Origin of the sequence: Pseudomonas sp. NPDC089734 (assembly GCF_044748865.1) — a bacterium.
Taxonomy (GTDB): Bacteria; Pseudomonadota; Gammaproteobacteria; order Pseudomonadales; family Pseudomonadaceae; genus Aquipseudomonas.
In genome coordinates this window covers 41,625-65,402 of sequence record NZ_JBIVGV010000010.1, presented here as the reverse complement: position 1 = coordinate 65,402, position 23,778 = coordinate 41,625, and the positions used below count along the sequence as shown (strand labels likewise).

Below are 23,778 nucleotides of genomic sequence, written 5' to 3'. Positions count from 1 at the left end.
GTCCGGGCCTGTATGGGGCTCAACGAGTTTGGCAAGACTCAGGAGGGTTTTGCCGAACGTCCTCAAGAGTGCGGAAGAATTATGGCAAAGCGTGATTATTACGAAGTGTTGGGGGTGGAGCGGGGTGCCAGCGAGGCTGAGCTGAAGAAGGCTTATCGCCGTCTTGCGATGAAGCATCACCCGGATCGCAACCCTGACGACAAGGCCTCGGAAGAGCTGTTCAAAGAGGCCAACGAAGCTTATGAAGTCCTGTCCGATGCCAGCAAGCGTGCGGCCTATGATCAGTATGGTCATGCCGGCGTAGACCCGAGCATGGGTGGCGGTGGTTTCGGCGGCGGTGCCGGTGGCGCGAACTTCTCCGATATTTTCGGGGATGTGTTCAGCGATTTCTTCGGCGGCGGTCGCGGTGGCGGCGGTCGTGGCGGTGCCCAGCGTGGCAGCGACCTGCGTTACACCCTTGAACTGAATCTTGAAGAAGCTGTTCGCGGTACGACCGTGAGCATTCGCGTACCTACGCTGGTCAATTGCAAGCCTTGCGATGGCAGTGGCGCGAAGAAGGGCTCTTCGCCGGTCACCTGTCCTACCTGTGGCGGTATTGGTCAGGTGCGCATGCAGCAGGGCTTCTTCTCTGTGCAGCAGACCTGTCCGCGTTGTCATGGCAACGGCAAGATCATTTCCGATCCTTGCGAGTCGTGCCATGGCGAAGGGCGTGTCGAAGAGTTCAAGACGCTGTCTGTCAAAGTGCCGCCAGGGGTTGATACCGGTGATCGCATTCGTCTTTCCGGCGAAGGTGAGGCGGGTACTCAAGGTGGGCCGACCGGCGATCTGTACGTTGTGATCAATGTGCGTGAACACGCCATTTTCCAGCGCGACGGCAAGCACCTGTATTGCGAAGTGCCGATCAGCTTCACTGATGCGGCCCTGGGTGGCGAGCTTGAAGTGCCGACGCTGGATGGTCGGGTCAAGTTGAAGATCCCTGAAGGCACCCAGACCGGCAAGCAGTTCCGTCTGCGCGGCAAGGGTGTTGCGCCGGTACGTGGCGGTGGCGCGGGCGACCTGATGTGTCGCGTAGCGGTCGAAACGCCGGTCAATCTCGGCAAGCGTCAGCGCGAGCTGCTTGAAGAGTTCCGTACCTCGCTCGAAGGCGACGAATCCCACTCTCCCAAGGCCAGCGGCTGGTTCGAGGGTGTGAAGCGTTTCTTCGGTGATCTGTAAGCACAACAGCGGGAGTTAGGTATGCGACGTATTGCTGTGGTAGGCGCCGCCGGGCGCATGGGTAAAACCTTGATCGAGGCGGTTCTGTCGGCGCCGGGTGCCGGGCTGACGGCTGCCATCGACCGTCCCGATAGCACGCTGGTGGGCGCCGATGCCGGTGAGCTGGCTGCGCTGGGGCGCATCGGTGTGCCCTTGTCGGGTGATGTTGCACGGGTTGCCGATGAGTTCGATGTGCTGATCGACTTTACGCACCCTTCGGTAACGCTCAAGAACCTGGCGTTCTGCCGCAAGGCTGGCAAAGCCATGATTATCGGGACGACAGGTTTCAGTGCTGAAGAGAAGCAGCAGCTGGCTGACGCGGCAAGGGATATCCCGATCGTTTTCGCCGCCAACTTCAGCGTAGGGGTAAACCTCTGCCTGAAGCTGCTGGATACGGCGGCTCGCGTGCTGGGTGACGATGTCGATATCGAAATCACCGAGGCTCATCACCGTCACAAGGTCGATGCACCTTCCGGAACGGCGCTGCGCATGGGTGAAGTGGTTGCCAATGCGCTGGGGCGTGATCTGGAGAAGGTTGCGGTCTATGGTCGTGAAGGTCAGACCGGTGCGCGTGAGCGTGAGACGATCGGTTTTGCCACCATCAGGGCCGGGGATGTCGTGGGTGATCACACGGTGCTGTTCGCTGCCGATGGCGAGCGAGTGGAAATCACGCACAAGGCCTCGAGCCGCATGACCTTTGCCAAGGGAGCCGTACGTGCTGCCATGTGGCTCGATGGCAAGGCGCCAGGGCTCTACGACATGCAGGACGTGCTGGAGCTGCGTTGATCGTTTGAGACGCGCATCAAAGGGCGATGCTCCGTGTATTCATGGGTGTCGCCCTTTTTGCAAAGGCGTCAAAAACAGCTTCTGTCGCATTCCTCAGTCTTTCAGGCTCATTGGTGGTAGACCCAAATGAGCCTTTTCTGTAAGCTACAGCTTTAGTGTGTCCACTAAAAGCGCGCAGATGATTCGATAAGAAAGCGGGGTGACGTATCTACGTCATTCCGCTTTTTTGCAACCTGCGAACGCCCTTTCAGGCTTTATTTACGGGAGGTCTTCTTGACTAAGCCAGCCATACTCGCCCTTGCTGATGGCAGCATTTTTCGCGGCGAAGCCATTGGAGCCGACGGTCAGACCGTTGGAGAGGTGGTGTTCAACACCGCAATGACCGGCTATCAGGAAATCCTTACCGATCCTTCCTATGCCCAGCAAATCGTGACATTGACCTACCCGCACATCGGCAACACAGGTACTACACCTGAAGACGCCGAGTCGAATCGCGTATGGTCGGCCGGCCTGGTTATCCGTGACCTGCCTCTGGTATCGAGCAACTGGCGTAACAAGCAGCCACTGGACGAGTACCTGAAAGCCAACAACGTCGTTGCCATCGCTGGCATCGATACCCGCCGCCTGACCCGCATCCTGCGTGAGAAAGGCGCGCAGAACGGCTGCATCATGGCCGGCGACAACATTTCCGAAGAGGCTGCAATCGCAGCGGCTCGCGGCTTCCCGGGCCTCAAGGGCATGGACCTGGCCAAAGTGGTCAGCACCAAGGAAAGCTACGAGTGGCGTTCCAGTGTCTGGAGCCTGAAAACCGACAGCCACCCTGAAATCGCGGCTACCGAGCTGCCTTACCATGTGGTTGCCTACGATTACGGCGTCAAGGTGAACATCCTGCGCATGTTGGTCGAGCGCGGTTGCCGCGTGACCGTCGTTCCGGCGCAAACACCTGTCAGCGATGTGCTTGCCTACAACCCGGATGGTGTCTTCCTGTCCAACGGCCCTGGCGATCCCGAGCCATGCGACTACGCCATCAAGGCTATCAAGGAAGTGCTGGAAACCGAGATTCCGGTTTTCGGTATCTGCCTGGGGCACCAGTTGCTGGCCCTGGCTTCCGGTGCCAAGACCGTGAAAATGGGCCACGGCCACCACGGTGCCAACCACCCGGTCCAGGATCTGGATACCGGTGTCGTGATGATCACCAGCCAGAACCACGGTTTTGCGGTTGATGAAGCGACGCTGCCGGGCAACGTCCGCGCCATTCACAAGTCGCTGTTCGACGGCACCCTGCAAGGTATCGAACGCACCGACAAGAGCGCGTTCAGCTTCCAGGGCCACCCTGAAGCCAGCCCGGGCCCGAACGACGTGGCCCCTCTGTTTGACCGCTTTATCGAAGCCATGGCCAAGCGTCGCTGACCGGCTGCCTTGAGAATGTAGTAAGCAGGTGCCCGGTGTGGCCCCGGACAGCGAGTCCGGTTGTTGCCACCCCGGTCACCTCAAAGAAATGTTCAAGACGGCTTGCCGACTGACCTACGGATTTGAGTGACAACCCATGCCAAAACGTACAGATATTAAAAGCATCCTGATTCTCGGCGCCGGCCCCATCGTGATCGGTCAGGCCTGTGAATTCGACTACTCCGGCGCTCAGGCCTGCAAGGCGCTGCGCGAAGAGGGTTACCGCGTCATCCTGGTGAACTCCAACCCGGCCACCATCATGACCGACCCGGCCATGGCCGACGCCACCTACATCGAGCCGATCAAATGGCAGACCGTTGCCAAGATCATCGAAAAGGAGCGTCCGGACGCGGTACTGCCTACCATGGGCGGCCAGACTGCACTGAACTGCGCCCTGGACCTGGAGCGTGAAGGCGTTCTGGAGAAGTTCGGCGTTGAAATGATCGGTGCCAACGCTGACACCATCGACAAGGCCGAAGACCGTTCGCGTTTCGACAAGGCCATGAAGGCCATTGGCCTGGAATGCCCACGTTCCGGCATCGCTCACTCCATGGAAGAGGCCAATGCCGTCCTGGAGAAGCTGGGCTTCCCTTGCATCATCCGTCCGTCCTTCACCATGGGCGGCACCGGTGGCGGTATTGCCTACAACCGTGAAGAGTTCGAGGAAATCTGCGTCCGTGGTCTGGACCTTTCTCCGACCAAGGAACTGCTGATCGACGAATCGCTGATCGGCTGGAAAGAATATGAAATGGAAGTTGTCCGCGACAAGAAGGACAACTGCATCATCGTCTGCTCCATCGAAAACTTTGACCCGATGGGCGTGCACACCGGTGACTCGATCACCGTTGCTCCGGCACAGACCCTGACGGACAAGGAATACCAGATCCTGCGTAACGCCTCCCTGGCGGTATTGCGCGAGATCGGCGTCGAAACGGGCGGTTCCAACGTCCAGTTCGGTATTTGCCCGAACACTGGCCGCATGGTCGTGATCGAGATGAACCCGCGTGTTTCGCGTTCCTCGGCACTGGCTTCCAAGGCCACCGGCTTCCCGATCGCCAAGGTCGCTGCCAAGCTGGCTGTGGGTTACACCCTTGATGAGCTGCAGAACGACATCACTGGCGGCAAGACTCCAGCGTCCTTCGAGCCGTCCATCGACTACGTGGTTACCAAACTGCCTCGTTTCGCTTTCGAGAAGTTCTCCAAGGCCGATGCTCGCCTGACCACTCAAATGAAGTCGGTCGGTGAAGTCATGGCTATCGGCCGTACCTTCCAGGAGTCCCTGCAGAAAGCGCTGCGTGGCCTGGAAGTCGGCGTTTGCGGTCTTGATCCGAAACTGGACCTGAGCCATCCGGAAAGCATGAGCACCCTCAAGCGCGAGCTGACCGTTCCGGGTGCCGAGCGTATCTGGTACGTCGCCGATGCGTTCCGTGCGGGCATGACAGTCGAAGAAATCTTCGACATGAACATGATCGACCCTTGGTTCCTGGTTCAGATCGAAGACCTGATCAAGGAAGAAGAGAAGGTCAAGACACTGGGTCTGTCGGCCATCGACCGTGACCTGATGTTCCGCCTCAAGCGCAAGGGCTTTTCCGATGCGCGTCTGGCCAAGCTGTTGGGCGTTACCGAGAAGAATCTGCGTACCCACCGTCAGAAGCTGGAAGTGTTCCCGGTCTACAAGCGCGTCGACACCTGCGCGGCCGAGTTCGCCACCGACACTGCTTACCTGTACTCCACGTACGAAGAAGAGTGCGAGGCCCAGCCTTCGACCCGCGACAAGATCATGATCCTGGGTGGCGGTCCTAACCGTATCGGTCAGGGTATCGAGTTCGACTACTGCTGCGTGCATGCGGCCCTGGCGCTGCGCGATGACGGGTACGAGACCATCATGGTCAACTGCAACCCGGAAACCGTTTCCACGGACTACGACACCTCTGATCGCCTGTACTTCGAGCCAGTGACACTGGAAGACGTGCTGGAAATCGTGCGCGTCGAGAAGCCTAAAGGCGTGATCGTCCAGTACGGCGGCCAGACTCCTCTGAAGCTGGCTCGTGCCCTTGAAGCCGCTGGCGTGCCGATCATCGGTACCAGCCCTGATGCCATCGACCGTGCAGAAGACCGTGAGCGCTTCCAGCAGATGGTCGAGCGCCTGAACCTGCGTCAGCCGCCAAACGCTACCGTGCGCAGCGAAGACGAAGCGATTCGTGCTGCCGCCAAGATCGGTTACCCGCTGGTTGTGCGCCCATCCTACGTACTGGGTGGCCGTGCGATGGAAATCGTCTATCAGGAAGAAGAACTCAAGCGCTACCTGCGTGAAGCGGTTCAAGTCTCCAATGACAGCCCTGTGCTGCTGGACCACTTCCTGAACTGCGCAATCGAAATGGACGTCGATGCTGTCTGTGACGGTACTGATGTCGTGATCGGCGCGATCATGCAGCACATCGAACAGGCGGGCGTTCACTCCGGTGACTCCGCGTGCTCCCTGCCTCCGTACTCGCTGCCGGCGCACATCCAGGACGAGATGCGCGAGCAGGTCAAGAAGATGGCGCTGGAACTGGGCGTTGTCGGTCTGATGAACGTTCAGCTGGCACTGCAGGGCGAAGACATCTACGTCATCGAAGTGAACCCGCGTGCATCGCGTACCGTTCCGTTCGTGTCCAAGTGCATCGGTGTTTCCCTGGCCATGATCGCGGCCCGCGTCATGGCTGGCAAAACCCTGAAAGAGCTGGGTTTCACCAAGGAAATCATCCCGAACTTCTACAGCGTGAAAGAAGCGGTCTTCCCGTTCGCCAAGTTCCCGGGTGTTGACCCGATCCTCGGCCCGGAAATGAAGTCCACCGGTGAAGTCATGGGCGTGGGCGATACCTTCGGTGAGGCGTTTGCCAAGGCCCAGATGGGTGCTAGCGAGATCCTGCCGACAGGCGGCACGGCGTTCATCAGCGTGCGCAATGACGACAAGCCACTGGTGGCCGGTGTCGCTCGCGACCTGATCAACCTTGGTTTCGAGATCGTTGCCACCGCAGGCACCGCGAAACTGATCGAGGCGGCCGGTCTGAAGGTCCGTCGCGTCAACAAGGTGACCGAGGGGCGTCCGCACGTGGTCGACATGATCAAGAACGACGAAGTCACTCTGATCATCAACACGACCGAAGGTCGTCAGTCGATCGCGGATTCTTACTCCATTCGTCGTAACGCCTTGCAGCACAAGATTTACTGCACCACTACTATTGCTGCGGGCGAAGCGATCTGTGAAGCGCTCAAGTTCGGTCCTGAAAAAACCGTACGCCGCTTGCAGGATCTACATGCAGGGTTGAAGGGATGATCAAATACCCAATGACAGTCCAGGGCGCTCGCGCCCTGGAGGAAGAACTGACGCATCTGACCAAGGTCGTCCGTCCGAAGCTCAGCCAGGACATCGGTACTGCGCGTGAGCTGGGTGACCTGAAGGAAAACGCCGAATATCACGCCGCTCGTGAGCAGCAAGGCATGGTCGAGGCGCGTATCCGTGATATCGAAGGCCGCATGCAGAATGCGGTCATCATCGACGTCACCACCATTCCTCATACCGGGAAGGTGATTTTCGGTACGACCGTTCAGATCGCCAACGTTGAAACTGACGAAACGGTGAGCTACCAGATCGTTGGTGAAGATGAGGCAGACATCAAGCTGGGCAAGATTTCGGTCGGCTCACCTATCGCTCGTGCCTTGATTGCCAAGGAAGAGGGCGATGTGGTGGCGGTGAAAACGCCAAGTGGCCTCATCGAGTACGAGATCATTGAAGTCCGCCACGTTTGATACCTTGCGCCCGCTTCCAGCGGGCGCAATTATCTGGCAGCTGGCTCAGACCTTATGGGTGGGCGGCCTGGTCCTGCTTCATCTGGCGACATTGGCTGTGCTTGATCAGACAGGCCTGGCGCCATTGTTCATCGATCAGTTCGCCAATCGTGCCAGTGCCTTGCTGGTGGGGTTTGCGGCAGCCTGCGCGGTGCTTCAACTGGTTGTGCTGGTCAGGGCCGAGCGAGTGTCGAGCCTCTGGCTGGACCTGCGCGGCCAACTGCTTTCAACCGCATTGCTGTCGTCGGCGGTCTACTATGTGCTGCGGCACTGGTTTGCCGAGGCGTTGCACTGGCAGTTGTTGAGTTATCTGGTATTGGCGTTGAGCGGCTTGTTGCTGGTCTTGCAGCCGGTGCCGGGAAGAGGTCGCAGGGCGCGCTGAAGGCGCCCTGGATGTCTGTTTTATCAGCTTGCGCGGTGGACGTTGGACAGTTGCTTGTTTACCTTTGGGTTCTTGCGATAGATCAGCGCCATTTTGCCGATGACCTGTACGAGGTCCGCCGAGCCTGCCTTGCAGAGTTCTGCAATGGCCTGGAGGCGGCTTTCGCGATCGAGAATGTTGAGCTTGATCTTGATCAGCTCATGATCGCTCAGTGCGCGTTCAAGTTCGGTGAGCACACCTTCAGTCAAACCATTGTCAGCCACGATCAATACTGGTTTCAGATGGTGGCCAATGGATTTGTATTGTTTCTTCTGCTCTTGAGTGAGCGGCATAATCTGACCCCTGCGTCTGATCTTGTAAAAAAGCGGCGGCCAGTTTACCCGAGCGAGTCCGGGACCGCCCACTTAATCGCGACTCGTTTATTTTTTGAGGTGCCCCGTGGCCCGTTCCAAGTCAAGCCATAACTGGCTCAAAGAACACTTCGATGACAAATACGTCAAAATGGCGCAGAAGGACGGTTACCGTTCACGCGCCAGCTACAAGCTTCTGGAGATCCAGGAGAAGGACAAGCTCATCCGTCCAGGCATGACGGTCATTGACCTGGGAGCGGCCCCTGGAGGGTGGTCCCAGGTGACCAGTCGTCTGATTGGTGGTCAGGGTCGCCTGATTGCGTCCGATATCCTGGATATGGACAGCATCCCCGATGTGACCTTCATCAAGGGCGACTTCACCGAGGACGCTGTTCTCGCTCAAATTCTGGAAGCTGTCGGTAATACACAGGTAGACCTTGTGATTTCCGATATGGCCCCCAATATGAGTGGATTGAGTGCTGTGGACATGCCGCGCGCAATGTTCCTTTGCGAGCTGGCTCTGGATCTTGCCGGTCGGGTCTTGCGTCCGGGTGGTGATTTTCTGATCAAGGTCTTCCAGGGTGAAGGCTTCGATGTGTACCACAAGGATATCCGCAAGCTTTTCGACAAGGTGCAGATGCGCAAGCCGTTGTCGTCGCGCGACAGGTCTCGCGAGCAGTATCTGCTGGCCCGTGGCTTTCGCGGGATTGAAGGCTCTGCTAGCGATGAGCGTCTTTGAAGGTAGCCGATAGCTTTTTTCAAATGGCTATGCCAATGGTCGATATATGACCATCATGTAGTCAAAGTTTCACAAAGGGTTACAGACGGTGCCTGCCACATCTGTAGGTTCTGTAGTAAGTTAGGCCGGTGAATATCATGCGAGGCACGCTTCCTGCGTGGAGCTTGCTTCAGAGGGTAGCTAATTGAACGATATGGCAAAGAATTTGATCCTGTGGTTGATCATCGCGGCTGTCCTGGTGACAGTGATGAACAACTTCTCCAGCCCGAACGAGCCGCAGACCCTCAACTACTCCGAGTTCATCCAGCAGGTCAAGGATGGCAAGGTCGAGAAGGTGACTGTGGATGGCGCTGTTATCACCGGCAAGCGCAGTGATGGCGACAGCTTCAAGACCATCCGTCCAAACATCACGGACAATGGCCTGATCGGTGATCTGGTCGATAACAACGTGGTCATCGAAGGCAAGCAGCCTGAGCAGCAGAGCATCTGGACGCAGTTGCTGGTCGCCAGCTTCCCGATTCTGGTCATCATCGCCGTCTTCATGTTCTTCATGCGACAGATGCAGGGCGGTGCCGGTGGCAAGGGTGGCCCGATGAGCTTCGGCAAGAGCAAGGCGCGCCTGCTGTCCGAAGATCAGGTCAAGACGACCCTGGCCGATGTGGCCGGTTGCGACGAGGCCAAGGAAGAAGTGGGTGAGCTGGTCGAGTTCCTCCGCGATCCGGGCAAGTTCCAGCGTCTGGGCGGCCGCATTCCTCGCGGTGTGCTGATGGTCGGTCCTCCGGGTACCGGTAAGACCCTGCTCGCCAAGGCTATTGCTGGCGAGGCGAAAGTACCGTTCTTCACCATTTCCGGTTCCGACTTCGTCGAAATGTTCGTGGGTGTCGGTGCAAGCCGCGTGCGTGACATGTTCGAGCAGGCCAAGAAGCACGCACCGTGCATCATCTTCATCGACGAGATCGATGCCGTGGGTCGCCATCGTGGTGCCGGCATGGGTGGTGGTCACGATGAACGTGAGCAGACGCTCAACCAGTTGCTGGTCGAGATGGATGGCTTTGAAATGAACGATGGCATCATTGTCATCGCCGCAACCAACCGTCCTGACGTGCTGGACCCTGCCTTGCTGCGCCCGGGTCGTTTCGACCGTCAGGTTGTCGTCGGTCTGCCGGACATTCGTGGCCGTGAGCAGATTCTCAAGGTTCACATGCGCAAGGTTCCGATGGGTGAGGATGTCAACGCTGCGGTCATCGCGCGGGGTACTCCAGGCTTCTCGGGTGCCGATCTGGCCAACCTGGTCAACGAGGCTTCGCTGTTTGCCGCTCGTGCAGGCAAGCGCATCGTTGAAATGAAAGAGTTCGAGCTGGCCAAAGACAAGATCATGATGGGCGCCGAGCGCAAGACCATGGTCATGTCCGAGAAGGAAAAACAGAACACTGCTTACCATGAAGCCGGACATGCGATCGTGGGGCGTCTGGTGCCCGAGCATGATCCTGTCTACAAGGTGTCGATCATTCCTCGCGGCCGTGCCCTGGGTGTGACCATGTTCCTGCCGGAAGAGGATCGTTACAGCCTCTCCAAGCGTGCACTGGTCAGCCAGATCTGCTCCTTGTACGGTGGCCGTATCGCAGAAGAGATGACGCTGGGCTTTGATGGTGTGACCACCGGTGCCTCCAACGACATCATGCGTGCCAGCCAGATTGCCCGGAACATGGTGACCAAGTGGGGCTTGTCCGAAAAACTCGGCCCGCTGATGTATTCCGAAGATGAAGACTCAGGCTTCCTGGGGCGTGGCGGCAGCCAGAACTCGAACTTCTCCGGCGATACTGCCAAGCTGATCGACCTGGAAGTGCGCAGCATCATCGACCACTGCTATGGCACGGCCAAACAGATTCTGACGGACAACCGTGACAAGCTCGATGCCATGGCCGATGCGCTCATGAAGTATGAAACCATCGATGCGGATCAGATCGATGACATCATGGCAGGCCGTCCTCCACGCGAACCGCGTGACTGGGAAGGTGGTTCGGGTACCAAAGGCACGCCTGTGACGGATGCCCGCCCGGAAGCTCCAATCGGCGGTCCTGCTGCTGAACATTAAGGCCTGACATGACATCTACGCTGTACCCGACCCGGTTGCCTTGCGGCAACCGGGTTCTTGATTTTTCCCGTACGCACGTGATGGGCATCCTCAACGCAACTCCAGACTCCTTCTCGGATGGTGGCCGTTACAGCCAGCTTGATGTCGCCTTGCGTCACGCCGAGGCCATGGTCCAGGCGGGGGCGACCCTGATCGATGTGGGCGGAGAGTCCACGCGCCCTGGTGCGCTTCCGGTTTCCCCTGTCGAGGAGCTTGAGCGTGTGGCTCCTGTGGTCGAAGCGATCGCCCGTGAGCTGGATGTGATTATCTCGGTCGATACCTCAACGCCTGAAGTCATGCTTGAAACGGCTCGACTCGGCGCGGGCCTTATCAATGACGTCCGCTCGTTGAGTCGACCGGGTGCACTGGAGGCGGCTGCCCGGACAGGCTTACCGGTCTGCCTGATGCACATGCTGGGCGAGCCGGGCGATATGCAGGACGATCCTCATTACGAGGACCTGGTCGGCGAAGTCACGGCATTTCTGGCTGATCGGATGGAGCAGTGTGTTGCGGCGGGCATTTCTCGTGACCGTATCATCCTTGATCCCGGTTATGGTTTCGCCAAGACGCTGGACCATAATCTGAGTCTGTTCAAGCATATGCAGGAGCTGCATGCGCTGGGTCGACCGCTGCTGGTGGGTGTTTCACGCAAGAGCATGATCGGTGGTGTGCTGGGGCGTCCTGTCGGAGAGCGGTTGTTCGGGGGGCTGGCACTCGCTGCTTTGGCCATGACCAAAGGGGCAAGAATTCTGCGTGTGCACGATGTCGCCGAGACGGCTGACGTGGTGCGCATGATTGCGGCTGTTGAATCGGCTGAGTAGGAATCGCGGAGCATTTATGACTAAAAGAAAATATTTCGGAACAGACGGTATCCGTGGTCGTGTCGGGCAGTTCCCGATCACGCCTGAGTTCATGCTCAAGCTCGGTTGGGCGGCAGGCATGGCATTTCGTCGAATGGGCGCTTGCCGGATCCTGGTCGGCAAGGACACGCGAATCTCCGGTTATATGTTCGAGTCGGCGCTGGAGGCGGGTATTTCCGCTGCCGGGGCTGATGTCATGTTGCTCGGTCCGATGCCGACGCCGGCCATCGCCTACCTCACGCGCACGTTTCACGCTGAAGCGGGCATTGTGATCAGTGCTTCCCACAACCCTCACTACGACAACGGCATCAAGTTTTTCTCGGGCAAGGGCACCAAGCTGCCTGACGAGATCGAAAAGATGATCGAAGAGTTGCTCGATGCGCCGATGACCGTCGCCGAGTCGGAAAAGCTCGGAAAGGTTTCGCGTATCAACGATGCGGCTGGCCGTTATATCGAGTTCTGTAAAAGCAGTGTGCCAACCAGCACCAGCTTTGCCGGCTTGAAACTGGTGGTCGATTGCGCCCACGGTGCGACCTACAAGGTGGCCCCCAACGTTTTCCGTGAACTGGGTGCACAGGTCGTTGTGCTTTCGGCGCAGCCTGACGGGCTCAATATCAACAAGGATTGCGGTTCGACTCACATGAGTGCGCTGCAGGCGGCTGTCGTGGCTGAAAAGGCGGACCTGGGGATCGCCTTTGACGGTGACGGTGACCGGGTGCTGATGGTTGACCATACAGGGACCGTCGTCGATGGCGATGAGCTTCTGTATATCATTGCCTGCGATCTTCAGGAGCGTGGGCGCTTGCAGGGGGGTGTGGTGGGCACCCTGATGAGCAACCTGGGCCTGGAACTGGCGCTTGCCGAGCAGAACATCCCGTTCGTGCGGGCCAATGTCGGCGACCGTTACGTGATTGCCGAGCTGCTGGAGCGAGACTGGCAGATCGGCGGTGAAAACTCCGGGCATATCGTCTGCTTCCAGCACACCACGACAGGGGATGCAATCATTGCGGCCTTGCAGGTGCTGCTGGCCTTGCGCCGCAAGGGTGTCAGCCTGCATGAGATTCGTCAGAAACTGCGCAAATGCCCTCAGGTATTGGTCAATGTGCGTTTCGGTGGCGGCGTGGACCCTGTTTCCCATCCTTCGGTACAGGAAGCCTGTGCCCGCGTGACCGCTGAAATGGCGGGGCGTGGCCGGGTCCTGCTGCGCAAGTCTGGCACTGAGCCATTGGTGCGTGTCATGGTCGAAGGCGAGGACGAAGTGCAGGTCAAAAACTACGCCGATGAGCTGGCAAAGCTTGTTGCAGAAGTTTGCGCCTGATTTTGGCTTGCCAGTGTTGAAAGTGTTGGGTAACATCTGCGCCCACTTTGACCGACGAGGTGTAGCATGCGTCGCCCTATGGTAGCTGGTAACTGGAAGATGCATGGTACCCGCGCCAGCGTCGCAGAGCTGATTGACGGGCTTGCCGGGCAGGTTCTGCCAAGCGATGTAGAAGTCGCGGTTATGCCTCCAAGCCTCTACATCGCTCAGGTGATCGAAGGGCTGAAAGGTCAGTCGATCGCTGTCGGTGCACAGGATGCTGCGATACAGGCAGCGCAAGGTGCACTGACAGGCGAGATAGCGTCGAGTCAGCTGGCTGATGCAGGTTGCAGGTTTGTACTGGTTGGGCACTCCGAACGCCGCCAATTGATTGGTGAGCAGGATGATGTTCTTAACCGGAAATTTGCAGCTGTTCAGGCAAGCGGTCTGATACCGGTGTTGTGTGTAGGGGAAACCCTTGAACAGCGCGAAGCGGGTCGGACGCTGGAAGTTGTCGGGCAGCAGCTCGACAGCATCATTGCCGAATTTGGCATCGGTGCATTTGTTGATGCGGTAATCGCTTACGAGCCGGTCTGGGCCATTGGTACCGGGCTGACTGCCTCGCCTCAGCAGGCGCAGGAAGTGCACGCAGCTATTCGCGCGCAGTTGGCGAAAGAGAATTCCGAAGTGGCACAAGGCGTGCGGCTTCTTTATGGCGGCAGTGTGAAGGCGGCCAATGCGGTCGAGCTGTTCAGCATGCCGGATATCGATGGGGGGCTCATTGGTGGAGCTTCCCTGAATGCAGATGAATTCGGTGCTATTTGTCGCGCCGCGGGAAACTGAAAAAATGCTGGAAACAGTCGTAGTCGTTTTTCATCTGTTGGGCGCTCTGGGCGTTGTCGCTCTGGTATTGCTGCAGCAGGGTAAAGGTGCAGAGGCGGGTGCGTCTTTCGGAGCAGGTGCATCAAATACTGTGTTCGGAGGGCAAGGAACCTCTACCTTTCTTAGTAAGTTTACTGCTATACTCGCCGCATGTTTTTTCATAACCAGCTTGGGGTTAGGTTACTTTGCTAAAGAGAAAGCTCAAGGGCTGTCTCAAGTAGGTTTGCCAGATCCAGCAGTATTGGAAGTGAAACAAAAACCGGCAGCAGATGATGTTCCGGTGCTTGAAGGTCAGAAGCCAGCAGCTGTTCCAGCTGATGTGCCACAGGCTCCAGAGCAGAAGTAAAAAAGAATTCGGCGATGTTTTTTGAGGTCGCCAAAAAGAGTTGTAATGCCGAGGTGGTGGAATTGGTAGACACGCAACCTTGAGGTGGTTGTGCCCATAGGGTGTAGGGGTTCGAGTCCCCTTCTCGGTACCAATTAAGCAAGATAGCCCGCACTAGCGGGCTTTCTTGTAGGTGGATGTTCGATTGACCCCTTGAGGGAACGGTCGTATACTTCCGCCCCAGCTTTGTCGCGGGGTGGAGCAGTCTGGTAGCTCGTCGGGCTCATAACCCGAAGGTCGTTGGTTCAAATCCAGCCCCCGCAACCAGTTTCGCGAAGCCCCTATTCTAGGGGCTTTTTGTTAGCTGGACAGTACATGGCGTCGTTGTTCGGCGGCGCTTTCATGGATGGGCTTTAGCCCATTTTTTTATTTTTAAAGCATGCACGAGGGGGTTCAGGTGTCGAGCAAGCTAGAACAGTTGCAGGCCTTGTTGGCCCCGGTGGTCGAGGCTCTTGGCTATCAATGCTGGGGAATAGAGTTTCTTTCCCAGGGCCGACATTCACTGCTGCGAATTTATATCGACAAAGAAGGCGGCGTTCTGGTGGAAGACTGTGAAATAGTCAGCCGCCAGGTCAGTGGTGTTCTGGATGTAGAAGATCCCATCAGTGCTGAATACACGCTTGAAGTGTCTTCTCCCGGCATGGATCGCCCACTGTTCACTCTTGAACAGTTTGCTTTGCACGTTGGGGAACAAGTGAAAATAAAGTTGCGCTCGCCATTTGATGGTCGACGCAACTTTCAAGGTCTTCTCCGCGGGGTGGAGGAGCAGGATGTCGTGGTGCATGTAGATGACCATGAGTACCTGTTGCCGATCGACTTGATCGACAAGGCCAACATTATTCCCACGTTTGACTGAGACGTGCCAGATACTGCGGATCCCGCGGATCCAATGGCTTGCGAAAGGCGAGGCGTACGATGAGCAAAGAAGTACTGCTGGTTGTTGAGTCGGTGTCCAATGAAAAGGGCGTTCCGGCTGGAGTGATTTTTGAGGCGTTGGAGCTGGCACTGGCCACTGCTACCAAAAAGCGTTTTGAAGATGAAGTTGAGCTGCGTGTGGAAATCAACCGCCACACCGGAAGCTATGAGACTTTCCGTCGTTGGACTGTCGTCGAAGATGAAGATCTTGACGACCCGGCCTACGAGTTGGCTGTGGATCAGGCCCAGGCGAAAAAGCCGGGTGCTGTCGCTGGCGACGTCATCGAAGAAAAGATCGAGTCCATCGAGTTCGGTCGTATTGCTGCGCAGACCGCCAAGCAAGTCATCGTGCAAAAGGTTCGTGAAGCCGAGCGCGCCCAGGTTGTCGATGCTTACCGCGAGCGTCTGGGCGAAATCATTTCCGGTACTGTCAAAAAGGTTACGCGTGACAACGTCATCGTTGACCTGGGCAACAATGCCGAAGCACTGCTGGCACGTGAAGACATCATTTCCCGTGAGACTTTCCGGGTCGGTGTTCGCCTGCGTGCGCTGCTGAAAGAAATCCGCACTGAAAACCGTGGCCCTCAGCTGATCCTGTCGCGTACTGCGCCAGAAATGCTGATCGAGCTTTTCCGTATCGAAGTACCGGAAATTGCCGAAGGTCTGATCGAGGTGATGGCTGCCTCCCGTGACCCGGGTTCGCGTGCAAAAATCGCTGTTCGCTCCAAGGACAAACGAATCGACCCGCAAGGCGCCTGTATCGGCATGCGTGGTTCGCGCGTTCAGGCTGTCTCCGGCGAGTTGGGTGGCGAGCGTGTGGATATCGTGCTTTGGGACGATAACCCGGCTCAGTTCGTGATCAACGCAATGTCCCCTGCTGAAGTGGCGGCAATCATCGTCGATGAAGATGCCCATGCAATGGATATCGCGGTGGGTGCGGACAATCTGGCCCAGGCCATTGGTCGTGGCGGTCAGAACGTGCGTCTGGCAAGCCAGTTGACTGGCTGGACCCTGAACGTGATGACCGAGTCGGACATCCAGGCCAAGCAGCAGGCAGAGACCGGCGACATTCTGCGCAACTTTATCGACGAGCTGGAAGTCGACGAAGACCTGGCGCAGGTGCTGGTTGATGAAGGCTTCACCAGCCTGGAAGAAATTGCCTACGTACCGTTGGAAGAAATGCTCAACATCGATGGCTTTGACGAAGATACCGTCAACGAGCTTCGCGCTCGGGCCAATGATCGCTTGTTGACTAAAGCCATCGCTACTGAGGAAAAGCTGGCAGACGCCCATCCGGCCGACGACCTGCTCTCGCTTGAGGGTATGGACAAGGATTTGGCGATGGAACTGGCGGTGCGCGGCGTAATTACCCGCGAAGACCTGGCCGAGCAGTCTATTGATGACCTGCTCGACATCGACGGCATTGACGATGATCGTGCCGGCAAGTTGATCATGGCCGCCCGAGCCCATTGGTTCGAGTAACAGGCGCGGCCTGAGGAGAGAAGTGCATGACGCAAGTCACGGTGAAACAACTGGCCGATGAGGTCAAAACACCGGTAGAGCGCCTGCTGCAGCAGATGCGTGAGGCAGGTCTGCCGCACACCGCCGCCGAGGAACATGTGACCGATAGTGAAAAGCAATCGCTGCTGACTCACTTGAAAAGCAGCCACAAGGTGAAAGTGGAAGAGCCGCGCAAGATTACCTTGCAGCGCAAGACCACCAGCACCCTGCGCGTTGCTGGCAGCAAGAGCATCAGCGTTGAAGTACGCAAGAAGAAAGTCTTCGTACAACGCAGCCCGGAAGAAATCGAAGCCGAGCGCAAGCGTGAGCTGGAAGAGCGCCGTGCGGTAGAAAACGCTGCTCGTCAGAAGGCTGAAGAAGAAGCCAAGCGTCGCGCCGAAGAAGAAGCGCGCCGTCAGCCTGTCGCTGCACCGGTCGTTGAAGAGGCTGCGCCTGAGCCAGCCCCTGTCGCTCCTGTTGTCGAGCCTGTACGTGAGGCTCCGGCAGCACCTGCGCCGACATCCGCACCGGCTGCGCCTGTTGTCGAAGTACGCAAGCGTGACGACCAGCGTCGTCCGGACAAGACTCGTGGCGATGATCGCAACTCTCGTGGCGGCGATGGTGAGCGCAAGAATGCTCCGCACCGCGCATCGGTAAAAGAGAAGGCGCCGGCTGTACGCGTCGCACCTCGTACCACCGATGAAGAAAGCGATGGTTTCCGTCGTGGCGGTCGTGGCAAGTCCAAGCTGAAGAAGCGCAATGCCCACGGATTCCAGAACCCTACCGGTCCGGTTATTCGTGACGTTGCCATCGGCGAGACCATCACGGTCGGCGAACTGGCTGCCCAGATGTCCGTCAAGGCTGCTGAAGTCATCAAGTTCATGTTCAAGCTGGGCACTCCGGTGACCATCAACCAGGTACTGGATCAGGAAACTGCCCAGTTGATCGCCGAAGAGCTGGGCCACAAGGTCACGCTGATCAGCGACAACGCCCTGGAAGATTCCCTGGCCGAATCGCTGAAGTTCGTGGGTGAAACCTTCGCCCGTGCTCCGGTCGTGACCGTAATGGGCCACGTTGACCACGGTAAGACTTCCCTGCTCGACTACATCCGTCGTGCCAAGGTTGCGGCTGGCGAAGCCGGTGGTATTACACAGCACATCGGTGCCTACCACGTTGAAACCGAGCGCGGCATGGTCACCTTCCTCGACACCCCGGGTCACGCCGCGTTTACCGCCATGCGTGCCCGTGGTGCCAAGGCAACCGACATCGTCATTCTGGTTGTTGCAGCCGATGACGGCGTAATGCCACAGACCATCGAGGCCGTTCAGCACGCTGCGGCTGCCGGTGTTCCTCTGGTTGTCGCCGTGAACAAGATCGACAAGCCGGGTGCCGACATGGATCGCATCCGTAGCGAACTGTCGGTTCACGGTGTGACCTCCGAAGATTGGGGCGGTGATACTCCGTTCGTTCCGGTTTCCGCGAAAATGGGTACCGGTGTCGACGAGCTGCTGGAAGCTGTCCTGCTGCAAGCCGAAGTTCTGGAACTCAAGGCCACTCCATCGGCTCCTGGCCGTGGTGTTGTCGTCGAGTCCCGCCTGGACAAGGGCCGTGGCCCGGTTGCCACTGTTCTGGTTCAGGACGGTACCCTGCGTCAGGGCGACATGGTTCTGGTCGGCTCGAACTTCGGCCGTATCCGCGCCATGCTGGACGAGAACGGCAAGCCGGTCAAAGAGGCAGGTCCTTCGATTCCGGTCGAGATCCTGGGTCTGGATGGCACGCCGGACGCCGGTGACGAGATGAGCGTACTGGCCGACGAGAAGAAGGCCCGTGAGGTCGCTCTGTTCCGTCAAGGCAAGTTCCGTGAAGTCAAACTGGCTCGCGCTCATGCCGGCAAGCTGGAAAACATCTTTGAAAGCATGGGCCAGGAAGAGAAGAAGACGCTTAACATCGTCCTCAAGTCCGACGTCCGTGGTTCTCTGGAAGCATTGCAGGGCGCCCTGGGCGGCCTGGGTAACGACGAAGTGCAAGTGCGTGTTGTCGGTGGCGGTGTCGGTGGTATCACCGAGAGCGACGCCAACCTGGCACTGGCCTCCAACGCTGTACTGTTCGGCTTCAACGTGCGTGCCGATTCCGGCGCTCGCAAGATCGTCGAGCAGGAAGGCCTGGACATGCGTTACTACAACGTGATCTACGACATCATCGAAGATGTCAAGAAAGCGTTGACCGGTATGCTGGGCAGCGATGTCCGTGAGAACATCCTCGGTATCGCCGAAGTTCGTGATGTGTTCCGTTCGCCGAAGTTTGGCGCGATCGCAGGTTGCATGGTGGTTGAAGGTGTCGTTCACCGTAACCGTCCGATCCGTGTTCTGCGCGACGACATCGTTATCTTCGAAGGCGAGCTGGAATCCCTGCGCCGCTTCAAGGACGACGCTTCTGAGGTCCGTGCCGGCATGGAATGCGGTATCGGCGTCAAGAGCTACAACGACGTCAAGGTCGGTGACAAGATCGAAGTCTTCGAGAAGGTCCAGGTGGCTCGCAGCCTCTAAGCCGCGAGCTGTAGGAGCCATGGCAGTACCTCGCATGCAAATGCCCCGGTCGCTGTCATGGACTCTAAACGCAACGCCCGGTCTGGCAATTGTCAGGCCGGGCGTTTGCCGCTTTCAGACTGTCAGGGTTTGGTCCCGAGTCAGTAACAGGTAGCAAGCCATGGCAAAAGAATATAGCCGTACCCAACGAATCGGTGATCAGATGCAGCGCGAACTGGCGCAACTGATCCGCCGCGAAATCAAGGACCCGCGTGTAGGTCTGGTCACCATCACGGCCGTAGACGTCAGCCGTGATGTCGGTCATGCCAAGATCTACATGACGGTCATGGGGCAGGACAACGCTGAAGAGATCGCCCAGAGCATCAAGGTGCTCAATTCCGCCGCAGGTTTCCTGCGCATGCAACTGGCCCGCGAAATGAAGCTGCGCAGCGTGCCTCAACTGCATTTCCACTACGACGAAAGCGTGGCGCGTGGTGCACATCTCTCTGCACTGATCGAGCGCGCAGTGGCTGAAGATGGACAACATCAGGAAGGTTCCGCGTCGTATGGCGTGAAACCGGACAATACCGAGGAGTAAGGGGTGGCTCAGGTCAAGCGTATACGCCGGAACGTCAGCGGAATCATCCTGCTCGACAAGCCCCTGGGCTTTACTTCCAACGCGGCTCTTCAAAAGGTGCGCTGGTTGCTCAATGCCGAAAAGGCCGGGCATACCGGCAGCCTCGATCCTCTGGCGACAGGTGTCCTGCCACTGTGCTTCGGGGAAGCCACGAAGTTTTCCCAGTACCTGCTGGATTCGGACAAGTCGTACGAAACATTGATGCAACTGGGCAAGACCACGACCACGGCCGACTCCGAAGGCGAGGTTCTGCAAACGCGTCCCGTGACCGTTGGTCGTAACGATATTGAAGCGGTCCTGCCGGATTTTCGTGGTGAAATCAGCCAGATACCGCCCATGTACTCGGCTCTCAAGCGCGATGGTCAGCCTCTTTACAAGCTGGCTCGTGCAGGGGAAGTAGTGGAGCGCGAGCCTCGTTCTGTTACTATTGCGCGTCTGGAATTGCTGGCGTGCGAATCCGAGACTGCACGCCTTTCGGTCGATTGCAGCAAAGGTACCTATATCCGGACTCTGGTCGAGGATATCGGTGAGAAACTGGGCTGTGGTGCCTATGTTGCCGAGCTGCGTCGTACCCAGGCCGGGCCTTTCAGTCTGAGCCAGACGGTTACGCTGGAAGAGCTTGAGCAGGTTCATGCCGAAGGTGGCAACGAAGCGGTTGACCGTTTCCTGATGCCTTCGGACAGCGGTCTGCTACATTGGCCACTGCTGAAGTTCTCTGAACACAGTTCGTTTTACTGGCTGCATGGTCAGCCGGTAAGAGCACCGGATGCGCCGAAGTTCGGTATGGTCCGGGTGCAGGATCACGAAGGTCGCTTCATCGGTATCGGTGAAGTGAGTGAAGACGGGCGTATAGCGCCACGTCGGTTGATTCGGTCAGAATGACCGGAACCCGTCTGTTCAGGCAGGCGGGAACGAGGGTGGCTGTCAACAGGCACGGTCACATCTCATCTTTTAATACGAGGATTTGTCCTCGGCCTGTTGGAATCGTTTTCCTTGAAAACGGTTTCCTTTACTAAAGGATTGCCCACATGGCACTCAGCGTTGAAGAAAAAGCTCAGATCGTAACCGACTACCAGCAAGCTGTTGGTGACACTGGTTCGCCAGAAGTGCAAGTTGCACTGCTGACCGCCAACATCAACAAACTGCAAGGCCACTTCAAGGCCAACGGTAAGGACCACCACTCGCGTCGTGGTCTGATCCGTATGGTAAACCAGCGTCGCAAGCTGCTGGATTACCTGAAAGGTAAGGACGTTAGCCGTTACAGCACCCTGATCGGTCGTCTGGGTCTGCGTCGCTAATAACGACGTTGCAAGAGGTTGGCTGTCTGTCACGATTCGTCGGTTCTCCGACGGCTCCTGGCAGGCATCCAGCCTCTAGTTTTATCTGGAGTGTCGAAGGGGCCGATTCCCCTCGCTGCCCAAGAATTCGCAAGAAACCAGTTCCCCAAGAGCCACAGAAAAGGTAGGAAACCGTGAACCCGGTAATCAAGAAATTTCAGTTCGGTCAGTCGACCGTAACTATGGAGACGGGCCGTATCGCCCGTCAGGCTTCCGGTGCAGTATTGGTCACCGTTGACGACGACGTCAGCGTATTGGTGACCGTAGTGGGTGCCAAGCAAGCCGATGCCAGCAAAGGCTTCTTCCCGCTGTCTGTGCACTATCAGGAAAAGACCTACGCTGCTGGCAAGATCCCAGGTGGTTTCTTCAAGCGTGAAGGCCGTCCTTCCGAGAAGGAAACCCTGACTTCGCGTCTGATCGACCGTCCGATCCGTCCGCTGTTTCCTGAAGGCTTCATGAACGAAGTGCAGGTTGTCTGCACCGTGGTTTCCACCAGCAAGAAAACCGATCCGGACATCGCTGCGATGATCGGTACTTCGGCAGCCCTGGCCATCTCCGGCATTCCGTTCGACGGTCCTGTCGGTGCTGCCCGCGTTGCTTTCCACGAAAGCACCGGCTACCTGCTGAACCCGACTTACGAGCAACTGCAGGCTTCGAGCCTGGACATGGTTGTTGCCGGTACTTCCGAAGCGGTTCTGATGGTTGAATCCGAAGCCAAGGAACTGACCGAAGACCAGATGCTGGGTGCCGTTCTGTTCGCCCACGACGAATTCCAGGCCGTGATCAACGCCGTCAAGGAACTGGCCGCTGAAGCGGGCAAGCCTGTCTGGGACTGGCAGCCACAACCTGAAGCCACCGATCTGCTGGGCGCGATCCGCTCCGAGTTCGGCGACGCGATCTCCCAGGCTTACACCATCACCGTCAAGGCCGATCGCTATGCGCGCCTGGGCGAGCTGCGTGATCAGATCGTTGCCAAACTGGCTGTTGAAGACGGCAGCCCGTCTGCCAGCGAAGTCAAAGCTGCTTTCGGTGAAATCGAATACCGCACCGTGCGCGAGAACATCGTCAACGGCAAGCCACGTATCGATGGCCGTGACACCCGCACTGTTCGTCCTCTGAACATCGAAGTCGGCGTTCTGCCAAAGACTCACGGTTCGGCACTGTTCACCCGTGGTGAAACCCAGGCTCTGGTCGTTGCTACTCTGGGTACAGCACGCGATGCACAGCTGCTGGATACGCTCGAAGGCGAGAAGAAAGACCCCTTCATGCTGCACTACAACTTCCCTCCGTTCTCGGTGGGCGAGTGTGGCCGCATGGGCGGTGCCGGTCGTCGTGAAATCGGTCACGGCCGTCTGGCGCGTCGCAGCGTTCAGGCCATGCTGCCTGATGCCGACGTGTTCCCGTACACCATCCGTGTCGTGTCGGAAATCACCGAGTCCAACGGTTCCAGCTCCATGGCTTCGGTCTGTGGTGCTTCCCTGGCGCTGATGGACGCCGGTGTGCCGATGAAGGCCCCAGTGGCCGGTATCGCCATGGGTCTGGTCAAGGAAGGCGAGAAGTTCGCCGTTCTGACCGACATCCTGGGTGATGAAGACCACCTGGGCGACATGGACTTCAAGGTAGCCGGTACCTCCAAAGGTGTTACCGCGCTGCAGATGGACATCAAGATCAAGGGCATCACCGAAGAAATCATGGAGATCGCCCTGGGCCAGGCCCTGGAAGCTCGCCTGAACATCCTCGGTCAGATGAACCAGATCATTGGTCAGTCGCGTACCGAGCTGTCGGCCAACGCTCCGACCATGATCGCGATGAAGATCGACACCGACAAGATCCGTGACGTCATCGGTAAAGGCGGCGCGACCATCCGTGCAATCTGTGAAGAGACCAAGGCTTCGATCGATATCGAAGACGACGGCTCGATCAAGATCTTCGGCGAAACCAAGGAAGCCGCTGAAGCAGCACGTCAGCGCGTTCTGGGTATTACCGCAGAAGCGGAAATCGGCAAGATCTATGTCGGCAAGGTTGAGCGCATCGTCGATTTCGGCGCATTCGTCAACATCCTGCCTGGCAAGGACGGTCTGGTTCACATCTCCATGCTGAGCGATGCTCGCGTCGAGAAAGTGACCGACATCCTGAAAGAAGGCCAGGAAGTCGAAGTACTGGTACTGGACGTGGACAACCGCGGCCGTATCAAGCTGTCGATCAAAGACGTAGCGGCTGCCAAAGCCTCGGGCGTCTGATCGTTCGATAGGCTTCGCCAAAAAAAGGATCCTTCGGGATCCTTTTTTTATGGGTGCAATAAAGGGTCGTGCAAGACACCTCAAAATGCCCGGGTAGAACATGCATCTTGCATGTGAATCTTTCGCCAGAACGGGCAATCTGCACGATCGGGCAAAATGTATAAAATCATAACTTGTTGAATTTTAAGGTTTTTATTGATGGGGCTGGGTTGGCACAGCGCTTGCGATATACCTGTTAACCCTGCTGCCACGATGCTGGCGCAGTTTCTGAGAAA

The 23,778-nt window shown here is 57.7% G+C and carries 20 protein-coding genes and 2 tRNA genes; 21 read left to right on the top strand and 1 reads right to left on the bottom strand.

The features are described 5' to 3' along the window. Window positions 1-81: 81 nt before the first annotated feature. The 6 genes from dnaJ (at window position 82) to ACIPY9_RS14495 (ending at window position 7,702) form a co-directional block, all read left to right on the top strand. The gene (dnaJ, locus tag ACIPY9_RS14520; protein ID WP_400702266.1) at window positions 82-1,215 is read left to right on the top strand and encodes a molecular chaperone DnaJ; all 1,134 of its coding nucleotides are present in this window, start codon (window positions 82-84) and stop codon (window positions 1,213-1,215) included. A gap of 21 nt (window positions 1,216-1,236) precedes the next feature. Further along, a complete protein-coding gene (gene dapB / locus ACIPY9_RS14515) occupies window positions 1,237-2,040 on the top strand; it encodes a 4-hydroxy-tetrahydrodipicolinate reductase (RefSeq protein WP_400702263.1) in 804 nt (267 codons plus the stop codon). Between the two features lie 273 nt (window positions 2,041-2,313). Further along, the gene (gene carA, locus ACIPY9_RS14510) at window positions 2,314-3,450 is read left to right on the top strand and encodes a glutamine-hydrolyzing carbamoyl-phosphate synthase small subunit (protein ID WP_400702260.1); all 1,137 of its coding nucleotides are present in this window, start codon (window positions 2,314-2,316) and stop codon (window positions 3,448-3,450) included. A 136-nt stretch (window positions 3,451-3,586) separates the two neighbouring features. Then, entirely contained in the window at window positions 3,587-6,808 is a 3,222-nt protein-coding gene (gene carB, locus ACIPY9_RS14505) for a carbamoyl-phosphate synthase large subunit (protein WP_400702257.1), read from the top strand. After that, on the top strand, window positions 6,805-7,281 hold the full coding sequence (gene greA / locus ACIPY9_RS14500; protein ID WP_400702254.1) for a transcription elongation factor GreA: 477 nt from the start codon (window positions 6,805-6,807) through the stop codon (window positions 7,279-7,281). Before carB ends, greA begins: the two co-directional genes overlap by 4 nt. Window positions 7,282-7,285: 4 nt before the next feature. Further along, window positions 7,286-7,702, top strand: coding sequence for an MFS transporter (locus tag ACIPY9_RS14495; RefSeq protein WP_400702251.1), 417 nt, complete (start codon window positions 7,286-7,288; stop codon window positions 7,700-7,702). A 23-nt stretch (window positions 7,703-7,725) separates the two neighbouring features. Here the strand turns inward: ACIPY9_RS14495 and ACIPY9_RS14490 are convergent, their stop codons facing one another. After that, complete coding sequence (locus tag ACIPY9_RS14490) at window positions 7,726-8,034, bottom strand: YhbY family RNA-binding protein (RefSeq protein WP_400702248.1); 309 nt, start codon at window positions 8,032-8,034, stop codon at window positions 7,726-7,728. Window positions 8,035-8,140: 106 nt separating this feature from the next. Between ACIPY9_RS14490 and rlmE the strand changes: the two genes are divergently transcribed. From rlmE to pnp, 15 genes are all read left to right on the top strand, one after another. Continuing rightward, the gene (gene rlmE, locus ACIPY9_RS14485; protein WP_400702245.1) at window positions 8,141-8,791 is read left to right on the top strand and encodes a 23S rRNA (uridine(2552)-2'-O)-methyltransferase RlmE; all 651 of its coding nucleotides are present in this window, start codon (window positions 8,141-8,143) and stop codon (window positions 8,789-8,791) included. Window positions 8,792-8,984: 193 nt separating this feature from the next. Beyond that, window positions 8,985-10,886, top strand: coding sequence for an ATP-dependent zinc metalloprotease FtsH (gene ftsH / locus ACIPY9_RS14480; RefSeq protein WP_400702242.1), 1,902 nt, complete (start codon window positions 8,985-8,987; stop codon window positions 10,884-10,886). 8 nt (window positions 10,887-10,894) lie between these two features. Next, complete coding sequence (gene folP / locus ACIPY9_RS14475) at window positions 10,895-11,746, top strand: dihydropteroate synthase (protein WP_400702239.1); 852 nt, start codon at window positions 10,895-10,897, stop codon at window positions 11,744-11,746. 16 nt (window positions 11,747-11,762) lie between these two features. Then, entirely contained in the window at window positions 11,763-13,103 is a 1,341-nt protein-coding gene (glmM, locus tag ACIPY9_RS14470; protein WP_400702236.1) for a phosphoglucosamine mutase, read from the top strand. A 66-nt stretch (window positions 13,104-13,169) separates the two neighbouring features. Further along, the gene (tpiA, locus tag ACIPY9_RS14465; RefSeq protein WP_400702233.1) at window positions 13,170-13,925 is read left to right on the top strand and encodes a triose-phosphate isomerase; all 756 of its coding nucleotides are present in this window, start codon (window positions 13,170-13,172) and stop codon (window positions 13,923-13,925) included. 4 nt (window positions 13,926-13,929) lie between these two features. Further along, entirely contained in the window at window positions 13,930-14,310 is a 381-nt protein-coding gene (secG, locus tag ACIPY9_RS14460) for a preprotein translocase subunit SecG (protein WP_400702540.1), read from the top strand. A 47-nt stretch (window positions 14,311-14,357) separates the two neighbouring features. Beyond that, a tRNA-Leu gene (locus ACIPY9_RS14455) sits at window positions 14,358-14,443 on the top strand. A 96-nt stretch (window positions 14,444-14,539) separates the two neighbouring features. Then, window positions 14,540-14,616: transfer RNA gene (locus ACIPY9_RS14450), tRNA-Met, on the top strand. Window positions 14,617-14,746: 130 nt separating this feature from the next. Continuing rightward, window positions 14,747-15,205, top strand: coding sequence for a ribosome maturation factor RimP (gene rimP / locus ACIPY9_RS14445; protein ID WP_400702230.1), 459 nt, complete (start codon window positions 14,747-14,749; stop codon window positions 15,203-15,205). A gap of 59 nt (window positions 15,206-15,264) precedes the next feature. Then, complete coding sequence (gene nusA / locus ACIPY9_RS14440) at window positions 15,265-16,746, top strand: transcription termination factor NusA (protein WP_400702227.1); 1,482 nt, start codon at window positions 15,265-15,267, stop codon at window positions 16,744-16,746. A 26-nt stretch (window positions 16,747-16,772) separates the two neighbouring features. Next, window positions 16,773-19,310, top strand: coding sequence for a translation initiation factor IF-2 (gene infB / locus ACIPY9_RS14435; protein ID WP_400702224.1), 2,538 nt, complete (start codon window positions 16,773-16,775; stop codon window positions 19,308-19,310). A gap of 160 nt (window positions 19,311-19,470) precedes the next feature. Continuing rightward, the gene (gene rbfA / locus ACIPY9_RS14430; protein WP_400702221.1) at window positions 19,471-19,887 is read left to right on the top strand and encodes a 30S ribosome-binding factor RbfA; all 417 of its coding nucleotides are present in this window, start codon (window positions 19,471-19,473) and stop codon (window positions 19,885-19,887) included. 3 nt (window positions 19,888-19,890) lie between these two features. Next, on the top strand, window positions 19,891-20,808 hold the full coding sequence (gene truB, locus ACIPY9_RS14425; protein WP_400702218.1) for a tRNA pseudouridine(55) synthase TruB: 918 nt from the start codon (window positions 19,891-19,893) through the stop codon (window positions 20,806-20,808). Window positions 20,809-20,954: 146 nt separating this feature from the next. Beyond that, entirely contained in the window at window positions 20,955-21,224 is a 270-nt protein-coding gene (gene rpsO, locus ACIPY9_RS14420) for a 30S ribosomal protein S15 (protein ID WP_024684882.1), read from the top strand. Window positions 21,225-21,397: 173 nt separating this feature from the next. Further along, window positions 21,398-23,503, top strand: coding sequence for a polyribonucleotide nucleotidyltransferase (pnp, locus tag ACIPY9_RS14415; protein ID WP_400702214.1), 2,106 nt, complete (start codon window positions 21,398-21,400; stop codon window positions 23,501-23,503). Window positions 23,504-23,778: the final 275 nt, after the last annotated feature.

Coding starts and splice junctions, on each gene's coding strand:
- rbfA (WP_400702221.1), top strand. CDS start 19,471: ATGGCAAAAGAATATAGCCGTACCCAACGAATCGGTGATCAGATGCAG.
- nusA (WP_400702227.1), top strand. CDS start 15,265: ATGAGCAAAGAAGTACTGCTGGTTGTTGAGTCGGTGTCCAATGAAAAG.
- tpiA (WP_400702233.1), top strand. CDS start 13,170: ATGCGTCGCCCTATGGTAGCTGGTAACTGGAAGATGCATGGTACCCGC.
- infB (WP_400702224.1), top strand. CDS start 16,773: ATGACGCAAGTCACGGTGAAACAACTGGCCGATGAGGTCAAAACACCG.
- dnaJ (WP_400702266.1), top strand. CDS start 82: ATGGCAAAGCGTGATTATTACGAAGTGTTGGGGGTGGAGCGGGGTGCC.
- folP (WP_400702239.1), top strand. CDS start 10,895: ATGACATCTACGCTGTACCCGACCCGGTTGCCTTGCGGCAACCGGGTT.
- carB (WP_400702257.1), top strand. CDS start 3,587: ATGCCAAAACGTACAGATATTAAAAGCATCCTGATTCTCGGCGCCGGC.
- ftsH (WP_400702242.1), top strand. CDS start 8,985: ATGGCAAAGAATTTGATCCTGTGGTTGATCATCGCGGCTGTCCTGGTG.
- glmM (WP_400702236.1), top strand. CDS start 11,763: ATGACTAAAAGAAAATATTTCGGAACAGACGGTATCCGTGGTCGTGTC.
- greA (WP_400702254.1), top strand. CDS start 6,805: ATGATCAAATACCCAATGACAGTCCAGGGCGCTCGCGCCCTGGAGGAA.
- dapB (WP_400702263.1), top strand. CDS start 1,237: ATGCGACGTATTGCTGTGGTAGGCGCCGCCGGGCGCATGGGTAAAACC.
- ACIPY9_RS14490 (WP_400702248.1), bottom strand. CDS start 8,034: ATGCCGCTCACTCAAGAGCAGAAGAAACAATACAAATCCATTGGCCAC.
- secG (WP_400702540.1), top strand. CDS start 13,930: ATGCTGGAAACAGTCGTAGTCGTTTTTCATCTGTTGGGCGCTCTGGGC.
- rpsO (WP_024684882.1), top strand. CDS start 20,955: ATGGCACTCAGCGTTGAAGAAAAAGCTCAGATCGTAACCGACTACCAG.